Source organism: Micromonospora sp. NPDC018662 (assembly GCF_044391475.1).
In the GTDB taxonomy this organism is placed as follows: Bacteria; Actinomycetota; Actinomycetes; order Mycobacteriales; family Micromonosporaceae; genus Micromonospora.
This window is the reverse complement of the sequence record NZ_JBISAC010000005.1, coordinates 90,577-107,201: the sequence shown is the minus strand read 5'-3', so window position 1 is coordinate 107,201 and position 16,625 is coordinate 90,577. Positions and strand designations below refer to the sequence as shown.

Annotated in this window: 16 protein-coding genes and 1 pseudogene; 10 read left to right on the top strand and 7 right to left on the bottom strand. The window is 75.0% G+C overall.

Annotation, left to right across the window (positions count from 1 at the left end; genetic code table 11):
• Positions 1-18 precede the first annotated feature (18 nt).
• On the bottom strand, positions 19-705 hold the full coding sequence (locus ACH495_RS17045; protein WP_091084913.1) for an IclR family transcriptional regulator: 687 nt from the start codon (positions 703-705) through the stop codon (positions 19-21).
• 49 nt (positions 706-754) lie between these two features.
• Here ACH495_RS17045 and leuC point away from each other — a divergent pair, with 49 nt between their 5' ends.
• The 4 genes from leuC to ACH495_RS17025 all read left to right on the top strand — a co-directional run bounded on the left by leuC (position 755) and on the right by ACH495_RS17025 (position 5,600).
• On the top strand, positions 755-2,197 hold the full coding sequence (gene leuC, locus ACH495_RS17040; protein ID WP_396858676.1) for a 3-isopropylmalate dehydratase large subunit: 1,443 nt from the start codon (positions 755-757) through the stop codon (positions 2,195-2,197).
• Between the two features lie 15 nt (positions 2,198-2,212).
• Positions 2,213-2,800 carry a 3-isopropylmalate dehydratase small subunit gene (gene leuD / locus ACH495_RS17035; RefSeq protein ID WP_396858675.1) on the top strand — a complete coding sequence of 196 codons (588 nt, stop codon included), beginning with the start codon at positions 2,213-2,215 and terminating at the stop codon, positions 2,798-2,800.
• Positions 2,801-2,960: 160 nt separating this feature from the next.
• On the top strand, positions 2,961-3,593 hold the full coding sequence (locus ACH495_RS17030; protein ID WP_396858674.1) for an HU family DNA-binding protein: 633 nt from the start codon (positions 2,961-2,963) through the stop codon (positions 3,591-3,593).
• 132 nt (positions 3,594-3,725) lie between these two features.
• Entirely contained in the window at positions 3,726-5,600 is a 1,875-nt protein-coding gene (locus tag ACH495_RS17025) for an endonuclease/exonuclease/phosphatase family protein (protein WP_396858673.1), read from the top strand.
• Between the two features lie 95 nt (positions 5,601-5,695).
• Here the strand turns inward: ACH495_RS17025 and ACH495_RS17020 are convergent, their stop codons facing one another.
• The 4 genes and pseudogenes from ACH495_RS17020 to cofC all read right to left on the bottom strand — a co-directional run.
• On the bottom strand, positions 5,696-6,577 hold the full coding sequence (locus ACH495_RS17020) for an NUDIX domain-containing protein (RefSeq protein WP_396858672.1): 882 nt from the start codon (positions 6,575-6,577) through the stop codon (positions 5,696-5,698).
• Positions 6,578-6,617: 40 nt separating this feature from the next.
• Positions 6,618-8,924, bottom strand: a complete 2,307-nt coding sequence (locus ACH495_RS17015; protein ID WP_396858671.1) for an RNA degradosome polyphosphate kinase — start codon at positions 8,922-8,924, stop codon at positions 6,618-6,620.
• Positions 8,925-8,977: 53 nt separating this feature from the next.
• On the bottom strand, positions 8,978-9,175 hold the full coding sequence (locus ACH495_RS17010) for a cold-shock protein (RefSeq protein WP_396858996.1): 198 nt from the start codon (positions 9,173-9,175) through the stop codon (positions 8,978-8,980).
• 27 nt (positions 9,176-9,202) lie between these two features.
• Positions 9,203-9,823: pseudogene (cofC, locus tag ACH495_RS17005) on the bottom strand (2-phospho-L-lactate guanylyltransferase); the annotation flags it as partial.
• 96 nt (positions 9,824-9,919) lie between these two features.
• On the opposite strand from cofC, the gene ACH495_RS17000 reads away from it, so the two are divergent.
• From ACH495_RS17000 to ACH495_RS16980, 5 genes are all read left to right on the top strand, one after another.
• Positions 9,920-10,645 carry a lysophospholipid acyltransferase family protein gene (locus ACH495_RS17000; protein WP_396858670.1) on the top strand — a complete coding sequence of 242 codons (726 nt, stop codon included), beginning with the start codon at positions 9,920-9,922 and terminating at the stop codon, positions 10,643-10,645.
• Positions 10,642-11,649, top strand: a complete 1,008-nt coding sequence (locus tag ACH495_RS16995; protein ID WP_396858669.1) for an NAD(P)H-dependent glycerol-3-phosphate dehydrogenase — start codon at positions 10,642-10,644, stop codon at positions 11,647-11,649. The genes ACH495_RS17000 and ACH495_RS16995 overlap by 4 nt, the downstream gene beginning before the upstream one ends.
• Positions 11,646-12,764, top strand: a complete 1,119-nt coding sequence (locus ACH495_RS16990) for a cystathionine gamma-lyase (RefSeq protein ID WP_396858668.1) — start codon at positions 11,646-11,648, stop codon at positions 12,762-12,764. Before ACH495_RS16995 ends, ACH495_RS16990 begins: the two co-directional genes overlap by 4 nt.
• A gap of 197 nt (positions 12,765-12,961) precedes the next feature.
• Positions 12,962-13,753, top strand: a complete 792-nt coding sequence (locus ACH495_RS16985; protein WP_396858667.1) for a putative protein N(5)-glutamine methyltransferase — start codon at positions 12,962-12,964, stop codon at positions 13,751-13,753.
• Positions 13,754-13,820: 67 nt separating this feature from the next.
• The gene (locus ACH495_RS16980; RefSeq protein ID WP_396858666.1) at positions 13,821-14,855 is read left to right on the top strand and encodes an ROK family protein; all 1,035 of its coding nucleotides are present in this window, start codon (positions 13,821-13,823) and stop codon (positions 14,853-14,855) included.
• Between the two features lie 50 nt (positions 14,856-14,905).
• Here ACH495_RS16980 and ACH495_RS16975 read toward each other — a convergent pair whose 3' ends face one another.
• Both ACH495_RS16975 and ACH495_RS16970 read right to left on the bottom strand, forming a co-directional pair.
• Positions 14,906-15,106, bottom strand: coding sequence for a DUF397 domain-containing protein (locus ACH495_RS16975; protein ID WP_396858665.1), 201 nt, complete (start codon positions 15,104-15,106; stop codon positions 14,906-14,908).
• Positions 15,107-15,110: 4 nt separating this feature from the next.
• Positions 15,111-15,956, bottom strand: a complete 846-nt coding sequence (locus ACH495_RS16970; RefSeq protein ID WP_396858664.1) for a helix-turn-helix domain-containing protein — start codon at positions 15,954-15,956, stop codon at positions 15,111-15,113.
• A gap of 277 nt (positions 15,957-16,233) precedes the next feature.
• Between ACH495_RS16970 and ACH495_RS16965 the strand changes: the two genes are divergently transcribed.
• Positions 16,234-16,458, top strand: a complete 225-nt coding sequence (locus ACH495_RS16965; RefSeq protein WP_396858663.1) for a hypothetical protein — start codon at positions 16,234-16,236, stop codon at positions 16,456-16,458.
• The last annotated feature ends 167 nt before the right edge of the window (positions 16,459-16,625 follow it).

Sequence of the window (16,625 nt, the reverse complement as noted above, 5' to 3'; positions counted from 1 at the left end):
GGTCGGGGGGTGGGTGGGTCAGAGGCCGGAGAGGCGTTGGCCGGCTCGGACGACGGCCATGGCGTGGCGTTCGCCGGGGCGGCGGCCGAGGCGCTCGATCGGGCCGGAGATGCTGATCGCGGCGATCACCCGGCCGGTGCGGTCGCGGATCGGCGCGGAGACGCTCGCCACACCCGCCTCCCGCTCGGCCACGCTCTGGGCCCAGCCGCGCCGGCGCACCTCGGCGAGCGTGCGGCCGGTGAACTTGGAGCGGGGGAGCAGCGGCATCACCGCCTCCGGCGGCTCCCAGGCGAGCAGGATCTGCGCCGCCGAGCCGGCGACCATCGGCAGCACCGAGCCGACCGGGACGGTGTCCCGAAGGCCGCTGGCGCGTTCGGCGGCGGCCACGCAGATCCGCTCGTCGGCGCGGCGCAGGTAGAGCTGGGCGCTCTCGCCGGTGGCGTCGCGCAGCGCGGCGAGCAGCGGCTCGGCGGCGGTGAGCAGCACGTCCGGCGCCGCGTTCGCCAGCTCGCCCAGGCGTGGCCCGGGCCGCCATCGGCCCTGGGTGTCCCGGACCAGCATCCGGTGGATCTCCAGCGCCTGTGCCAGCCGGTGCGCGGTGGCCCGGGGCAGCTTGGTGCGTTCAACGAGTTCGGCCAGGCTGGCGCCGTCGACACAGGCGGCCAGGATGACCACCGCCTTGTCGAGAACGCCGACACCGCTCATACTGTGTCCCACAAGCCGAAATTTACCTCCCAGAATTTAGGATGTCCAGATGGTGGGAGTCACTCAACCGAGGACCCTGGCCGAGAAGGTCTGGGACGCACACGTGGTCCGCTCCGCCGCCGGCGAGCCGGACCTGCTCTTCATCGACCTGCACCTGCTGCACGAGGTGACCAGCCCGCAGGCGTTCGACGGCCTGCGCCTGGCCGGTCGCGGTGTCCGCCGGACCGATCTGACCATCGCGACCGAGGATCACAACACCCCTACCGGGTACGACGACCCGGCGTTCCGGGCCCGGCGCGGCGACCTGCTCACGATCGCGGACCCCACCTCCCGCACCCAGATCGAGACGCTGCGCCGCAACTGCGCCGAGTTCGGCGTGCGACTGCACCCGCTGGGCGACGAGAACCAGGGCATCGTGCACGTCATCGGCCCGCAGCTCGGTCTCACCCAGCCGGGCATGACGATCGTCTGCGGTGACTCGCACACCGCCACCCACGGCGCGTTCGGCGCGCTCGCGTTCGGCATCGGCACCAGCGAGGTCGAGCACGTGCTGGCCACCCAGACGCTGCCCCAGGCCCGGCCGAGGACGATGGCGGTCGACGTCGTCGGCGAACTGGCCCCCGGCGTCACCGCCAAGGACCTGGTGCTCGCGCTGATCGCCCAGGTGGGCACCGGCGGCGGTCGCGGCCACATCGTGGAGTACCGGGGCGAGGTGATCCGGGACCTCTCCATGGAGGCGCGGATGACCATCGCGAACATGTCCATCGAGTGGGGTGCCAAGGCCGGCATGATCGCGCCGGACGAGACCACGTTCGCGTACCTGAAGGGGCGTCCCCACGCGCCCCAGGGCGCCGACTGGGACGCGGCGCTCGAGTACTGGCGGACGCTGCCCACCGACGAGGGCGCGACGTTCGACACCGAGGTGACGCTGGACGCCGGCCGGATCACCCCGTTCGTCACCTGGGGCACCAACCCGGGTCAGGGCGTGCCGCTGGGCGCGACCGTGCCGGACCCGGAGGAGTTCGTCACCGAACCGGAGCGGGTGGCCGCCCGCCGGGCGCTGGAGTACATGGACCTCACCCCGGGCACGCCGCTGCGCGACCTCGCGGTGGACGTGGTCTTCGTCGGCTCCTGCACCAACGGCCGGCTGGAGGACCTGCGGGCCGCCGCCGAGGTGTTGCGGGGGCGCCGGGTCGCCGACGGCGTCCGCATGCTCGTGGTTCCCGGCTCCGCCGCGGTCCGCGAGGCGGCCGAGATCGAGGGGCTGGACCAGGTCTTCACCGACGCCGGCGCCGAGTGGCGGTTCGCCGGCTGCTCCATGTGCCTCGGCATGAACCCCGACACGCTGAAGCCGGGCGAGCGCTCCGCCTCGACCTCCAACCGCAACTTCGAGGGCCGCCAGGGCCGGGGCGGGCGTACCCATTTGGTGTCCCCGCCGGTCGCCGCCGCCACCGCCGTGGTCGGCCGGCTGGCCGCCCCCGCCGACCTGTAGAAGGGCAGCCGAGAGATGGACAAGTTCACCGCACACACCGGTACCGCGTTGCCGCTGCGGCGGTCCAACGTGGACACCGACCAGATCATCCCCGCCGTGTACCTCAAGCGGGTGACCCGGACGGGTTTCGCCGACGGGCTCTTCAGCGCGTGGCGGGAGGACCCGTCATTCGTGCTCAACAACCCCGCCTACGCGGGCGCGTCGATTCTTGTCGCCGGCCCCGAGTTCGGCACCGGCTCGTCCCGCGAGCACGCCGTCTGGGCGCTCCGGGACTGGGGCTTCCGGGCGGTGATCTCGCCCCGCTTCGGTGACATCTTCCGGGGCAACGCGCTCAAGGAAGGTCTCCTTCCGGTGGAGTTGGAATTGAAGGCCGTCGAGGAACTGTGGGATCTGGTGGAATCCGAGCCCACCACTGCCATCACTGTCGACCTCGCCGCCCGTGAGGTCCACGCCGGGCACGCCACCTGGGCCTTCCCGCTGGACGACCACAGCCGGTGGCGGCTGATGGAGGGCTTGGACGACATTGGACTCACCCTCCGCCACGAGGCCGAGATCGGGGCGTACGAGGCCGCCCGGCCGGCGTTCCTGCCCTCGATCGCCTGACCCCGGACCCCTTTTCGCCCCCACCGGCCCGGCCGGTGGGGGCGAATCCGTTACGACACAAGGGCTTTTTTCCACCGAATGTTTGTGTCCAGGCAGCGCAGGGCATACGGTGCGCGCAGAATGGCTCGCGTCGAGTCAGTTGCACAATCGGGAGGAAGTCGTGAACAAGGCCGAGCTCATCGAGGCGCTCGCCGTTCGCCTGGGGGACCGGAAGACGGCGACGGCCGCGCTCGACGCGGTTCTCGCTGAGGTCCAGGCGGCGGTCACCAAGGGCGAGAAGGTGGCGATCACCGGTTTCGGAGCGTTCGAGAAGCGCGTCCGTGGGGCCCGAACAGCGCGCAACCCGCGGACCGGCGAGGCGGTGAAGGTCAAGAAGACCTCCGTCCCGACCTTCCGGGCGGGTGCGGGCTTCAAGGAGATGGTCGCCAGCGGCAAGGTTCCGAAGGACACCAGCGCCGCGAAGAAGACCACCGCCGCCACCAAGACCACGGCGGCGGCGAAGAAGACCACGGCGGCGAAGACCACCACCGGGGCCGCGAAGAAGACCACGGCGGCGAAGGCCACCAAGACGGCCGCCGCGACCAAGAAGGCCGCGCCGGCGAAGAAGGCCGCCGCGACCAAGACGGCCACGGCGGCCAAGAAGACGACCGCGGCGAAGTCCGCCACGGCGAAGAAGGCACCCGCCGCCAAGAAGACGACCGCGGCGAAGTCCGCCACGGCCAAGAAGACCACGGCGGCGAAGAAGGCGCCCGCGAAGAAGGCACCGGCCAAGAAGGCCGCCACCCGGCGCTGACCGGACGGCCCGACCGAGGGCGCCCACCGTTCGCGGTGGGCGCCCTCGTTCGTGGGTACGCGTTGACCGCCCGCCGCACCGGCCCGCAGAATCGCCGTGCCGAAACCCCCTCGGTCACGAGAAGAGGCGCCCGTGCGGCACCGTCACCTCCCCACCCTCGCGCTCGCCCTGGGCGTCGCGGTCTTCCTGGACGTCCTGCGGGTCTGGCTCCCGTCGGTCATCACGCTGTTCGGCCGCGCCGCCGAGACACCGGCGGAACTGCTCGGCGCGTTCGCGCTCGGCTGGTTCCTGCTCGCGTTGGCCGCGCCCACCCTGGTCCGCCGGCTCGGCGCCCGCCCGGTCGGCCTCGCCGCGGCCGGTGTGCTCGCCGCCGTCCGGCTGGCGCTCACCGCCGCACCCGGTGGCAGCGCCCAGCTCTGGCTCGCCTGCGCCGGCCTGCTCGCCGGCCTCACCTGGCTCGCCGCCACCGCCGCCCGGGTCGACCGGCCGGTGCCCGGGCTGGCGCTCGGCCTGGCCGGCGCCGCCGTCGGGCACGCGCTGCTCGGCACCGAGGACCTCGTCTGGCGCGGCGGCGCGCTCGGCTGGACCCTGAGCGTCCTGCTGGTGCTGGCGTTCCTGGCCGCCGAGGTCTGGGCGGGGAGACAGGGGAGTCCGCCGGCGTCGGCGGGCGGGCGCCGGGCATGGCTGCTCTGCGGCCCGGCACTGCTGCTGGCCAACCAGATCGCGCTCGCCCCGGCGGTGTGGGCGGCCTCCTCGGGCGCCGGCGCGGCCGGCTTCCCCGGCCTGTTCCGCGCGTCCGGCGGCGTCGCACCGTGGGGCGCGTCGGCGGTCGCGCTGTTCCTGCTGGCCGCGCTGTTCCGGCCCCCGACCCGGGCGGCCCGGGTGCTCTGGCCGGTCGCGCTGCTCGCCGGGGCGGTGCTGTTCGCGGCCGGGTGGCTCGTGCCGGCGTACCTGCTCACCGCCGCCGGGCTCGGCGGCTGCCTGGCCCGTACCGACACGGCCCCGCCGGACGGCGACGTCCCGGACGGGCGGGCGGCGGCCCGGCGCGGCCGGGCGGCGGTCGTCGGGATGGTGGTCTTCGCGGCGGCCACGGTCGCCTACTACGCCGCCTACGACCTGGGGTACCCCAACGGATGGGTGCCGGTCGGCACGGCGGTCCTGGTCGCTCTGGTGGCGCTTGCCGGGCCGTCCTGGTCCCCGTCGGAGCTGCCCGGACGGGTCCGACGGTGGAGCGTGCTGGTGCTGGTGCTGTCGACCGCGCTCGGGCCCGCGTTCCACCGCACACCGCCGTCCACCTCGCGACCCGGCGTCGCGCCCGCGACGGTACGGGTGGCCGCCTACAACATCCGGATGGGCTTCGGGCTGGACGGCCGGCTCGACCTCGACGCGGCCGCCCGGGCGTTGCGCGGGGCGGACGTGGTGCTGCTCAGCGAGGTCGACCGGGGCTGGTGGCTCAACGGCGGCCACGACACGTTGGCGCTGCTGGCGGCGCGGCTGCGGATGCCGTACGTCTTCGCGCCCGCCGCCGACCCGGTCTGGGGCGACGCGGTGCTCAGCCGGTTCCCGGCGCGCTCCGGCCGGACCCGGCCGCTGGCCGCGCACGGCGCGCCGACCGGCGCGCAGGCCCTCGGCGTCACGCTCGACCTCGGCGGCCGGGACCTGGCCGTGGTCGTCACCCACCTGCAACCGCCACCCGGCCGGGACCCGGTGGAGCAGGCCCGCGAGGCGGCCGCGTTCGCCCGCGGGTACGCGGCCGGCCGCCCGCTGGTGCTCGGCGGCGACCTGAACACCGAGCCGGACGACCCGGCGTTCGCCGAGTTCCTCCGCGCCGGGCTGGTGGACGCGCTGGCCGCGGCCCGGCCGCTGCGGACCAGCCCGGCCGACGATCCGCGCACCGAGATCGACCACGTCTTCGTCTCGCCGGGCCTGACCGCCGCCGAGGCGCGCGCCCCGCGTACCGAGGCCAGCGACCACCTCCCGGTACGCGTCACCGTCGCGCTGCCCTGAGCCGCCGCCCACCGGTTAGGCGGGGGCCCCGCTTAACACCGCGGTGTTAAGCGGGGCCCCCGCCTCTACCGAAAGCGTTAAGCGGGGCCCCCGCCTTACAACCGGTCGGGGGGCAGGAGGCGGTCGCCGGCGAAGGGGAGCAGCCAGCCGCCGCCCTTGGCGGTGGTGAAGTCGTCGGCGTGGCCGGTGAGACGTTCCAGCGCGCCCGGGATCACCTTGCCCTGGCTGCACACCGCGACCGGCTCGCCGACGGCGGCCAGCGCGCCCAGCCGCGCGGCGGCGGCCAGCGCGCACTCCTCGGGCTGCTGGGCCGGCTTCGGCTCGTCCAGGTCGCCGCAGACCTCGATCGGCAGGTCCAGCCGGGCCGCTGCCGGATCCAGCGTCTGCACGCACCGGCGGGCCGAGGCGGAGAGCAGGCGGGCCGGCCGGACCAGCGCCACCAGGGGGACCAGCGCCCGCGCCTGGGCCCGGCCCTCGGCGTCCAGCGGCCGGCCGGTGTCCGGGCCGGACCAGGTGCCCCGCTTGCCGGCGTGCGCGTGCCGGACCAGCAGCACGGTCGCGGTGACCGGCGGCAGCGCCGCGAACGCGGCGATCACCTCCGCGTCGTGCGGGTAGCTGACCCGGCGGGCCGCCGCGTCGACCGGGAACCAGGCCACGTCGTCCACCTCGGTGCCCGGCTGGAAACCGCCGCTGCCGACGGCCCGCATCGACCACCAGTCGACCGCCTTGGCGCGACCCTCGCTGCGGTAGCGGACCGTGGGCAGGCGCACCTGCGGCACCGCCCGCACGTCGGTCTCCTCGGCCACCTCCCGGACGGCGGCCACCAACGGGTGCTCACCGGCGTCCAGCTTGCCCTTCGGCAGCGACCAGTCGCCGTACCGGGGGCGGTGCACCAGGCAGATCTCCACGCCGGCCGGCCCCGGCCGCCAGACGACCCCGCCGGCCGCCCGGATCCGTACCGGCTCGTCGTCGTTCATCCGCCCACCGTATGCCCGCCCGCCGCGTGCCACGGCCCGCTCAGTCCGCCCGCCCGCCGACCCGACGCAACAACAGGTCCTGGAGATGGGTCGGCGGCGTGTCGCCGTCGCCGGTACGCCGGTGCCAGGTGCCGTCCGCGGCCAGCTCGAACGCGTCCACCTCGGGATCGAACGCGGCGGCCAGCACGTGGTCCAGCTCGGCCCGGGCGACCGGGTCGCTCACCTGCACCAGCGCCTCCACCCGGCGGTCCAGGTTGCGGTGCATCAGGTCGGCCGAGCCCATCCAGAACTCCGCGTCGCCGTTGTTGCCGAACCGGAAGATGCGCGAGTGCTCCAGGAACCGGCCGAGGATCGACCGGACCCGGATGTTCTCCGACAGCCCCGGCACGCCCGGCCGCAGCGTGCACATGCCCCGGATCAGCAGGTCCACGTGCACGCCGGCGCGGGAGGCCCGGTAGAGCGCGTCGGTGATCTCCTCGTCGACGAGCGCGTTCACCTTGAACTGCACCAGCCCCGGCATGCCCAGCCGGACGTGCTCGATCTCCCGCTCGATCCGTTCGACCAGGCCGCTGCGGATGCCCTGCGGCGCCACCAGCAGCCGCCGGAACGCCGTCTGCCGGCTGTAGCCGGTGAGCACGTTGAACAGGTCGGTCAGGTCGGCGCCGATCTCCGGGTCGGCGGTGAGCATGCCGAAGTCCTCGTAGAGCCGGGCCGTCTTCGGGTGGTAGTTGCCGGTGCCGATGTGGCAGTAGCGCCGGATCTGGTTGCCCTCCTGCCGCACCACCAGCGCGGTCTTGCAGTGCGTCTTCAGCCCGACCAGGCCGTAGACCACGTGGCAGCCGGCCCGTTCCAACGTGCGGGCCCAGCCGATGTTGGCCACCTCGTCGAAGCGCGCCTTCACCTCGACCAGCACCACCACCTGCTTGCCGGCGGCGGCGGCGTCGACCAGCGCGTCGACGATCGGGGAGTCGCCGCTGGTGCGGTACAGCGTCTGCTTGATGGCGAGCACGTTCGGATCGGCCGCGGCCTGCTCGACGAAGCGCTGCACGCTGGTCGCGAACGAGTGGTAGGGGTGGTGCACCAGCACGTCGCCGTCGCGCAACGTCGCGAAGACGCTACGCGGCACCTCGCCCTCGGCCAGCCGGGGATGGGTGGCCGGCACGAACGGCTTGTCCTTGAGGTCGGGGCGGTCGGACTCGCCGTACACCTGCCAGAGCGCGGAGAGGTCGACCAGGCCGCGGACCCGCAGCACGTCGTGGTCGTCCATGTCCAGCTCGCGGACGAGCAGCTCCAGCATGTGGTCGGAGATGGAGGCGGCCACCTCCAGCCGTACCGGCGGGCCGAACCGGCGCCGGGCCAGCTCCCGCTCCAACGCCTGGAGCAGGTCCTCGTCGCGGTCCTCGTCGACCTCCACCTCGGCGTTGCGGGTCACCCGGAACAGGTGGCACTCGACCACCTGCATGCCGGAGAAGAGCTGGCCCAGGTGGACGGCGATGAGGTCCTCCACCGGCAGGAAGCGGACGCCGGGCCGGTCCCGGGCGACCCGGACGAACCGGGGCACGTTGTTCGGCACCTTGACCCGGGCGAACAACTCGGAGCCGCCGTCCGGGTCGCGCACCGAGACGGCCAGGTTCAGCGACCGGCCGGAGATGTAGGGGAACGGGTGCGCCGGGTCGACCGCCAGCGGGGTGAGCACCGGGAAGATGTGCTCCCGGAACCAGGTGCGCAGCCGCTCCCGCTCGGCGTCGTCCAGCTCGCTCCAGCGCAGGATGCGGATGTCGGACTCGGCGAGCCGGGGGAGCACGTCGTTGACGAAGCAGGCGGCGTGCCGGGCGACCAGGTCGGCGGCCTTCTCCGTGATCAGGTCGAGCTGGGTGCGCAGCGGCAGCCGGTCGCCGCCGCGTACCGGCAGGCCGGCGGAGAGCCGGCGCTTCAGCCCGGCCACCCGCACCATGTAGAACTCATCGAGGTTGCCGGCGAAGATGGCCAGGAACTTCGCCCGCTCCAGCAGCGGCGTCCGGGGGTCCTCGGCGAGCGCGAGCACCCGGGCGTTGAAGTCGAGCCAGGACAACTCGCGGTTGAGGAAGCGGTCCTCCGGCAGCGGCTCCGCGGTCGGTGGCGCGTCCTCCGGGTCGGCCCCGGCGACCGGGCCGGGCCCCTCGACCGGGTCGAGCGGCTCGTCCAGCCCGGTCGCGGCGGCCGCGTCCGGGTCGGCCCCGAGGCGCTCCTCGGGCGGCCGGGTCGGCCGGAACCGCCCGTCCGCGCCGCGCGTCGGGCGGCCGTTGCGGGGCGTGCCGGGCTCGATGAGGGGCGGCGGACCGTCGGGTTGCTCGCGAGGGGTGCTCACCACCCCATGATTCCCTGACGAGGGTGAACGGAAAATGAACTCGACCAGGTTGTTCAGGCCATCGTCGGCAACGTCACCCGGGTGACCTCGCCGGCCGCGTCCCGCTCGACGCGCACCCGCTGCCCGAGCCGCAGCAGCCGCAGCCCGGAGGCGTCGAAGGCGCGGGCCGGGAACGCCAGCTCGCTGCCGTCGTCGAGCAGCAGCACGCCGCTGCGCGTCGACGCGTCGTAGGTGGCCACCGTGCCCTGCATGCCAGCACCGTACCGGACCGGGTCGCCGGCGCGGTCCAGCAGCGCCTCGGTGCGCGGCCCCACGCCCAGCCCGGCGGCGGTGGCCAGGTCGAGCGCGGTGTCCACGTCGCGCCGCAGGCCGGGCCAGTCGCCGGCCAGCGGCAGCGCGCCGCTCGCCGCGTGCGCGCCGGCCGAACCGGGCCCGAACTCCGGCGCCAGCGGCACCCCGGGCGGCGTGGCCAGCAGCACCGTGCCGGCGCCCGGGGCGTCGGCGACGAACCCGCGTACCCCCTCGGCCGCGCGCAGCGCCGCGGCCAGCTCGGCCGGGCGCAGCGCCGGCAGGTCCGCGGTGAGGGCGGCCACCGCGGCGCCCGGCCCGGCCACCGCCGCGCCGTGCCGGAAGGCGGCGTTGAGGCCACCGGCGGGGTCGGCCGCGACCCGGGCGCCCGCCGCGGTCACGGTCGCGGTCACCCGCGGGTCGTCGGTGACCACCAGCACCCGCCCGACCGCCGGGCACGCCAGCGCCGCGCGCACCGTGTCGGCCGCCAGGGCCAGCGCCAGCTCCTCATGGGGTACGCCGGGCAGCGCGCCCCGCAGGCGGCTCTTCGCCACCCCGAGGCGCTTCACCGGCGTCACCACGGTCCAGCGGGGCTCAGACACACCGACCATCCTGCCAGCGACCCCGGCGGTACCCTCACTGGCCGGACCGGGGGCGAGCAGGCATGATTCTTCCCCGGGGCGCGTGGGGCGGAACGAGGAGGCACTGTGGCACCGCGGAGGCTGGGATTCTGGCGACGGTTCGCCGTGGTGCTGGTGAAGCCGGTGTTGACCGTCTGGACCCGGCGCACCTGGCGGGGCATGGAGCACCTGCGGGGCGACGGCGGCATCATCATCGTGCCCAACCACATCTCGCACGCCGACCCGCTGGTCTCCGCGCACTTCATCTACGACGCCGGGCGCTGGCCGCAGTTCCTCGGCAAGGCCAGCGTGTTCCGGGTGCCGGTGATCGGCTGGATCCTGCACCGCTGCAAGCAGATCCCGGTCGAGCGGGGCAGCATCGAGGCGGTCAAGTCGCTGGACAAGCTGATCGCCGCGCTGGACGAGGGAGGCGCCGTGGTGATCTACCCGGAGGGGACCACCACCCGGGAGCCGGAGCTGTGGCCGATGCGGGGCAAGACCGGCGCGGCCCGGCTGGCGCTGGCCACCGGCGCCCCGGTGATCCCGGTGGCGATGGTCGGCCCGGAGCGGATGTTCGACCCGCGTACGGCCCGGTTCGGGCTGCGCCCGCGGATCCCGGTGACGGTGGTCGCCGGGCCGCCGGTCGACCTGGGCCGGTGGGCGGGCGCCACGCCGACCCGGCCGATCCTGGAGGAGATGACGGACACCATCATGCTGCGGATCCGGGACCTGGTCGCCGAGATCCGCGGCGGCACGCCGCCGCCGCTGTGGGAGCGGCCGGCCCGCACCGGCACGTCGGAGGTCTCCGAATGAGCGGGCACGTCGCGGTGCTGGGCGCCGGCTCCTGGGGGACCGCGTTCGCCAAGATCCTCGCCGACGCCGGGCGGGACGTGACGGTGCTGGCCCGCCGGCGCGCGGTGGCCGAGGCGATCCGCGACGGGCGGCACAACCCGGAGTACCTGCCGGACGTGCGCCTGCCCGAGCGGGTCACCGCCACCGGCGACGCCGCCGAGGCGATCGAGGGGGCCGAGGTGGTGGTGCTCTCGGTGCCGTCGCAGACGCTGCGCGGCAACCTCGCCGAGTGGACGCCGCACCTGGCCCCCGACGCCACGCTGGTGTCCCTGATGAAGGGCATCGAGCTGGGCACCACCAAGCGGATGAGTCAAGTGATCATGGAGACGGTCGGGGTGCCGGCCGACCGGGTGGTCGTCGTCTCCGGGCCCAACCTGGCCCCCGAGATCGCCGCCGAGCAGCCCGCCGCCACCGTGGTCGCCGGCACCGACAGCCGGCGTACGGCGCTGGTCCAGGCGTCGATCCGGACGCCCTACTTCCGCCCCTACACCAACGACGACGTGATCGGCTGCGAGCTGGGCGGGGCGGTGAAGAACGTGATCGCGCTGTCGTACGGCATCGCCACCGCGATGGGCTTCGGCGACAACACCCGCGCCATGCTGATGACCCGTGGCCTGGCCGAGACCGCCCGCCTCGGGGTGGCGCTCGGCGCCGACCCGATCACCTTCGCCGGGCTGGCCGGCATGGGCGACCTGGTCGCCTCCTGCTCGTCGCCGCTGGCCCGCAACCGCACGTTCGGCGAGCACCTGGGCCGGGGCGAGACGCTGGAGCAGGCCCAGGCGGCCACCCGGCAGACCGCCGAGGGCGTGAAGAGCTGCCTGGCCATCCGCGACCTGGCCCGGGCACATGGGGTGGAGATGCCGATCACCGAGCAGATCGAGCGGATCTGCCACGAGGGGATGGACCCCCGCCTGGCCGTGGACGCGTTGATGAGCCGCACCGCCAAGCCGGAGTCGTACGAGTGAGCGGTGACTGGGGGGACGGCACCCGCAGCGTGCGCGCCGGGCTGCCGGACGCCGTACCCGGCCAGCCGTTCCTGCCCGGCCCGGTGTTCGCCGCGCCGTACCACCTGGACCCGTGGCGCGGGCCGGCGGCGGCGGCCGACGGGTACGGGCGGCCGGACAATCCCACCCGCCGGCTCCTGGAGGCGGCGATCGGCGAGCTGGAGGGCGGTGACTGCCGGGCCTTCGCCAGCGGCCAGGCGGCCATCACCGGGCTGCTGCTGGCCGTGCTGCGCCCCGGCGACACGGTGCTGCTCCCCGCCGACGGCTACTTCCCGGTGCGCGCGTTCGCCACCGAGACGCTGGACCGGATCGGGGTCCGCGTCGTCCTCGTGCCGACCGCCGGGCCGTACCCGTCGTTCGAGGGCGTGCGGCTGGTGCTGCTGGAGACGCCGGCGAACCCCGGCCTCGACGTGGCCGACGTGTCGGCGCTGGCCGCGGCGGCGCACGCCGCGGGCGCGCTGCTGGCGGTGGACAACACCACCGCGACGCCGCTCGGGCAGCGCCCGCTGGACCTCGGCGCGGACGTGGTGGTCGCCTCCGGCACCAAGGCACTCACCGGCCACTCGGACCTGCTGCTCGGCTACGTGGCGACGCGCGACGCCGCGCTGCGCGACGCGGTGACCGGCTGGCGCACCACCACCGGCGGGGTGCCCGGCGCGTTCGACTGCTGGCTGGCGCACCGCTCGCTGGCCACCGTCGACCTGCGGCTGGCCCGGCAGACCGCCAACGCCGGGGCGCTGGCCGAGCTGCTCGCCGGCCGCCCGGACGTGACCGGCCTGCGCTGGCCCGGCCGGCCGGCGGACCCGGCGTACCGGGTGGCGTCGACGCAGATGCGGCGCATCCCGGGCGTGCTCTCCTTCGACCTGGGCGACGCCGACCGGGTCGCCCGGTTCCTCGACGCGTCCCGCCTGGTGGCCGCCGCCACCTCGTTCGGCGGGCTGCACACCACCGCCGACCGGCGGGCCCAGTGGGGTGACGACACCGCGCCCGGCTTCGTCCGGCTCTCCTGCGGCATTGAGGACGCCGCCGACCTGGCCGCCGACGTGGCAGCGGCGCTGGACGCGGCCGCGCGCTGAGGCGCCGGGCGCCGCGGCGGGCTGACGGCGGGTCGGCCGCTGGGCTATCGTGACGGCAGCCACGGCCCGTGCGGCCCCGACACCGAGGAGGTGAGTCCGATCCACCAGCAGAGGACCGGCGCTCCCTCCGAGTCCGTGTCGCCCCGGGGCTGAGGCGACGCCGGGGGCGCCGACGAGCGTTCCCCGAAAGGCTTGCCATGGCATCCACCGTGTTCACCCCCGACCGTCCCGCCCTCGTCCGCCGGCTGCGCGCCGCCGGTTGCGTCTTCGCCGAGGACGAGGCGGATCTCCTGATCGCCGCCGCCGACTCGGCCGAGGCGCTGACCCGCCTGGCCGACCGCCGCGTCGCCGGCCTGCCGCTGGAGCATCTGCTCGGCTGGGCCGAGTTCTGCGGCCGGCGGGTCGCCGTCCACCCCGGCGTGTTCGTGCCCCGTGGGCGTACCGCGCTGCTCGTCGACGCCGCCGTGGCGGTGGCCGGGCCGGCGCCGGCGGTGCTCGACCTGTGCTGCGGCTCCGGCGCCGCCGCCGTGGTGCTGCACGACCGGCTGGCGCCGCGCTGGCTGGGCGCCGCCGACGTCGACCCGGTGGCGGTGGCCTGCGCCCGGCGCAACCTCGACCCGCTGGGCGTGCCGGTCTACGCCGGTGACCTGTTCGAGCCGGTGCCGGCGCGCTGGCGCGGCCGGCTGGACCTGGTGGTGGCGAACGCGCCGTACGTGCCGACCGGCGCGGTGGCGATGCTGCCGGCCGAGGCGCGGTTGCACGAGGCGCCGGTGGCGCTGGACGGCGGCGCGGACGGGTTGGCGGTGCTGCGCCGGGTGGCCACCGGCGCGGCCGAGTGGCTGGCCCCGGGCGGGCACCTCGCGGTCGAGGTGAGCGAGGAGCAGGCGCCGGCGCTCTGCGCCGTGTTCACCGCCGCCGGGCTGGACCCGACAGTGGTGCGCAACGAGGAGTGGGAGGCCACCGCCGTGACCGGCCGGCGTCCCGGCTGACGTCGGCATGGCGGGTGGGCTCGGCGGGAACTAACCTCGGCTCAGGCTCGACGGGGAGGCGGTGGCGGTGGGCAGCGCAGGGGTGCCGGTGGTGGTGGGGCTGGACAACGGTGGCACGAGCAACAACGCCACCGTGCTGACCGTCGACGGCCGGTTCCTGGTCGACGGGCTGCGGGAGATCCCGAGCGAGGTGGGCGACGGCCCGGAGGCGGCCATCGAGGCGCTCGCGCGGGCGTTCGACGGCGTGCTCGCGTACACCGGGGTGCCCCGCGAGCTGGTGCGTGCGGTCGGGCTGGACACGCCCGGTCCGGCCAGCGCGACCGGGGTGATCTCCTCGCGCGGGTCGACCAACTTCGCCCAGCCCGCCTGGCGTGGCTACGACGTGCGGGGCGCGCTGGAGCGGCGGCTCGACCTGCCGGTGGTGTACGCCAACGACGGCAACGCCGCCGCCCTCTACGCGCACCACGTGCACTTCGGCGCGGACGCGATGGCCCGCTCGTCGGTGTCCGCTATCGTCGGCACCGGCCTCGGCGGGGGCGTGGTCGAGAGCGGCCGGGTGGTCGGCGGCGCGGCCGGCATGGCCGGCGAGTTCGGCCACGTGCACATCCCGCTGGACGGGCTGCTCGAACCGGGCCAGCCGGTGCCGGTCTGCGCCTGCGGCTTCGCCGGGGACGCGGAGAGCGTCGCCTCGCTCACCGCCATCGGGCGCAACCTGTTGCCGTACTGGCTGGCCCGGCACCCGGAGCACCCGCTGGCGGCGGAGGAGCCCGGCCGGGCGGCGAAGCTGCTGCGCGACCACGGCGAGCGGGGCGACCCGTTGGCCCGGCAGGTGTTCGGCCAGCAGGCCCGGGCGCTGGGGCGGCTGTTCACCATCGCGGCCAACTTCACCGATCCGCACGCGTACTTCGTCGGTGGTGGTGTGGTGGAGGCCGCGCCGGAGTTCCGCGACTGGTTCCTCGCCACGGTCGCCGAGCACACGGTGCTCCGCGACGAGCAGCGCGCGGTGGCGACCTTCGCGCTGGTCCCGGACCGCGACATGGCCGGCGCGCGAGGCGTCGCCATCGCCGCCTTGGAGGCGGTGCAAGGCGGGGCCCCCGCTTAACGCCTTTGGTAGAGGCGGGGGCCCCGCTTAACACCTCGCGGCGCGACGTGTCAGGCGCGTGGCGGTGCGGCGGTGAAGGCGGCCCAGGCGGCCGGCGGGAAGACCAGCACCGGGCCGGTCGGGTCCTTGGAGTCGCGGACCGCGACCGTCGCCGACAGCGGCGCCATCTCCACGCAGGCGCCCTCGTCGCCGCTGTGGCTGCTCTTGCGCCACCGCGGCGGCGTCGGGTGGCTGTGGTTCGTGCCGTTCATGCGGTCACCTCTCGTTCAGCAGGCGGAGCAACTGGTCCCGACTGGCCGCGGGGCTCAGCGCCACGGTCCGCAGGTGCTCCATGATCTTGGTGCAGGTACGCAGGTCGCCCGGCCGGTCCAGGATCATCTGCCCGGCGACGGTCTCCACCGACGCGATGATCGGGTCCTCGGGGTCGGCGAACTCCAGGATGTGCAGGGAACCCCGGGTGCCCCGGTGGTAACCGGCGGAGAGCGGGATCACCTGCACCGTGATGTTCGGCAGCTCGGTCATCTTGAGCAGGTGGTGGAGCTGGCTGGCCGTCACCGCCGGGCCACCGACCGGACGCAGCAGCGCGCCCTCGTCGATGATGGCGTCGAGGATCGGCGGTTCCGCGCCGGTGATCCGCTGCTGGCGGTCCAGCCGTAGGTGGACGCGTTGCTCCACCTGCTCGTCGCTGAGCGTGTGCGGACCGCCGCGCATCACCGCGCGGATGTAGTCGGCGGTCTGGAGCAGGCCCGGCACCACCGACGGTTCGAAGTTCGCGATGCCGGTGGCCTCGGCCTCCAGCGCGATGAAGTCGATGGTGCGCCGGTCCAGCAGGTACGAGTAGGACACCCACCAGCCGGGCTTGCGGGCGTCCTTGGCCAGTTCGACCGCTGCGGCGATCTCGTCGGGTCCCACGCCGTAGCTGATGAGCAGCGCGCGCACGGTGGCCGGGCTGATCAGCGTCTGGGCGTTCTCGTAGCGGGACAGCGTGCTGCGGGTGCTGTTGATCTCGTCGGCCGCGGTCTCCAGCGTGAGGCCGGCGGCCTCCCGGTGGGTTCGCAGGGCGATGCCGAGCCGTCGGGCTCGGGCGGTCTTCGGCGCCATGCATCGATGGTCGCACATCCGGTGGGAAGATGGGCATGAGAGAAAGCCGATGAGAGTTGCATTCACGCCTGTCCACCTGTCAATCTGTGATGGCGTCCTCACCGCCGGTTGTCGTGGCGACGGTGGTGGTGAGCGACCGGAGGGGATGGGGCGCGCGGCGATCGGGTTTTACTCCCCCACAACCCGATCGCCGCGTGCCCGTGCCCGGTCCGCCAGACGGGGAGGGGTTCGCGATGACGGTGACGGCCTGTCGCCCGGTGGACGGGGGTGGCCGGGAATGACCCGGTTCCTCGTGGTCCTCACCGACGTGCGCCCGGCCGACGGCCCCTGGCGCGACGAACGGACCAGCCCCGAACGACGCCGGCAGGTCGTCGGCGCCAGCAGCCGGGAGGCGGCCGACCGGATCGCCGGCGCGTTCATGGCGCTGGGCATGGTGCGGGCCGGCCGGCAACGGGTCAAGGTCATCGCGGTCGGGCGCCGCCTCCGGCACCCGGCCGCCTGAGCCACACCGGGCCCGACCCCGTGGACGCGGCGACGGGGGTCGGGGAGTCGGGGGGGGGGGGGGGGGGGGGGGGGCGGGGGGGGCGGCGGGGGCGGGGGGGGCGCCCCGGGGCGGGGGGGGGGGGGGGGGGGGGGGGGGGGGGGGGGGGGGGGGGGGGGGGGGGCCGT

Coding starts and splice junctions, on each gene's coding strand:
- leuD (WP_396858675.1), top strand. CDS start 2,213: ATGGACAAGTTCACCGCACACACCGGTACCGCGTTGCCGCTGCGGCGG.
- ACH495_RS16970 (WP_396858664.1), bottom strand. CDS start 15,956: ATGGCGCCGAAGACCGCCCGAGCCCGACGGCTCGGCATCGCCCTGCGA.
- ACH495_RS17045 (WP_091084913.1), bottom strand. CDS start 705: ATGAGCGGTGTCGGCGTTCTCGACAAGGCGGTGGTCATCCTGGCCGCC.
- ACH495_RS17010 (WP_396858996.1), bottom strand. CDS start 9,175: ATGCAGGGCACGGTGGCCACCTACGACGCGTCGACGCGCAGCGGCGTG.
- ACH495_RS16995 (WP_396858669.1), top strand. CDS start 10,642: ATGAGCGGGCACGTCGCGGTGCTGGGCGCCGGCTCCTGGGGGACCGCG.
- leuC (WP_396858676.1), top strand. CDS start 755: ATGGTGGGAGTCACTCAACCGAGGACCCTGGCCGAGAAGGTCTGGGAC.
- ACH495_RS17020 (WP_396858672.1), bottom strand. CDS start 6,577: ATGAACGACGACGAGCCGGTACGGATCCGGGCGGCCGGCGGGGTCGTC.
- ACH495_RS16985 (WP_396858667.1), top strand. CDS start 12,962: ATGGCATCCACCGTGTTCACCCCCGACCGTCCCGCCCTCGTCCGCCGG.
- ACH495_RS16965 (WP_396858663.1), top strand. CDS start 16,234: ATGACCCGGTTCCTCGTGGTCCTCACCGACGTGCGCCCGGCCGACGGC.
- ACH495_RS16975 (WP_396858665.1), bottom strand. CDS start 15,106: ATGAACGGCACGAACCACAGCCACCCGACGCCGCCGCGGTGGCGCAAG.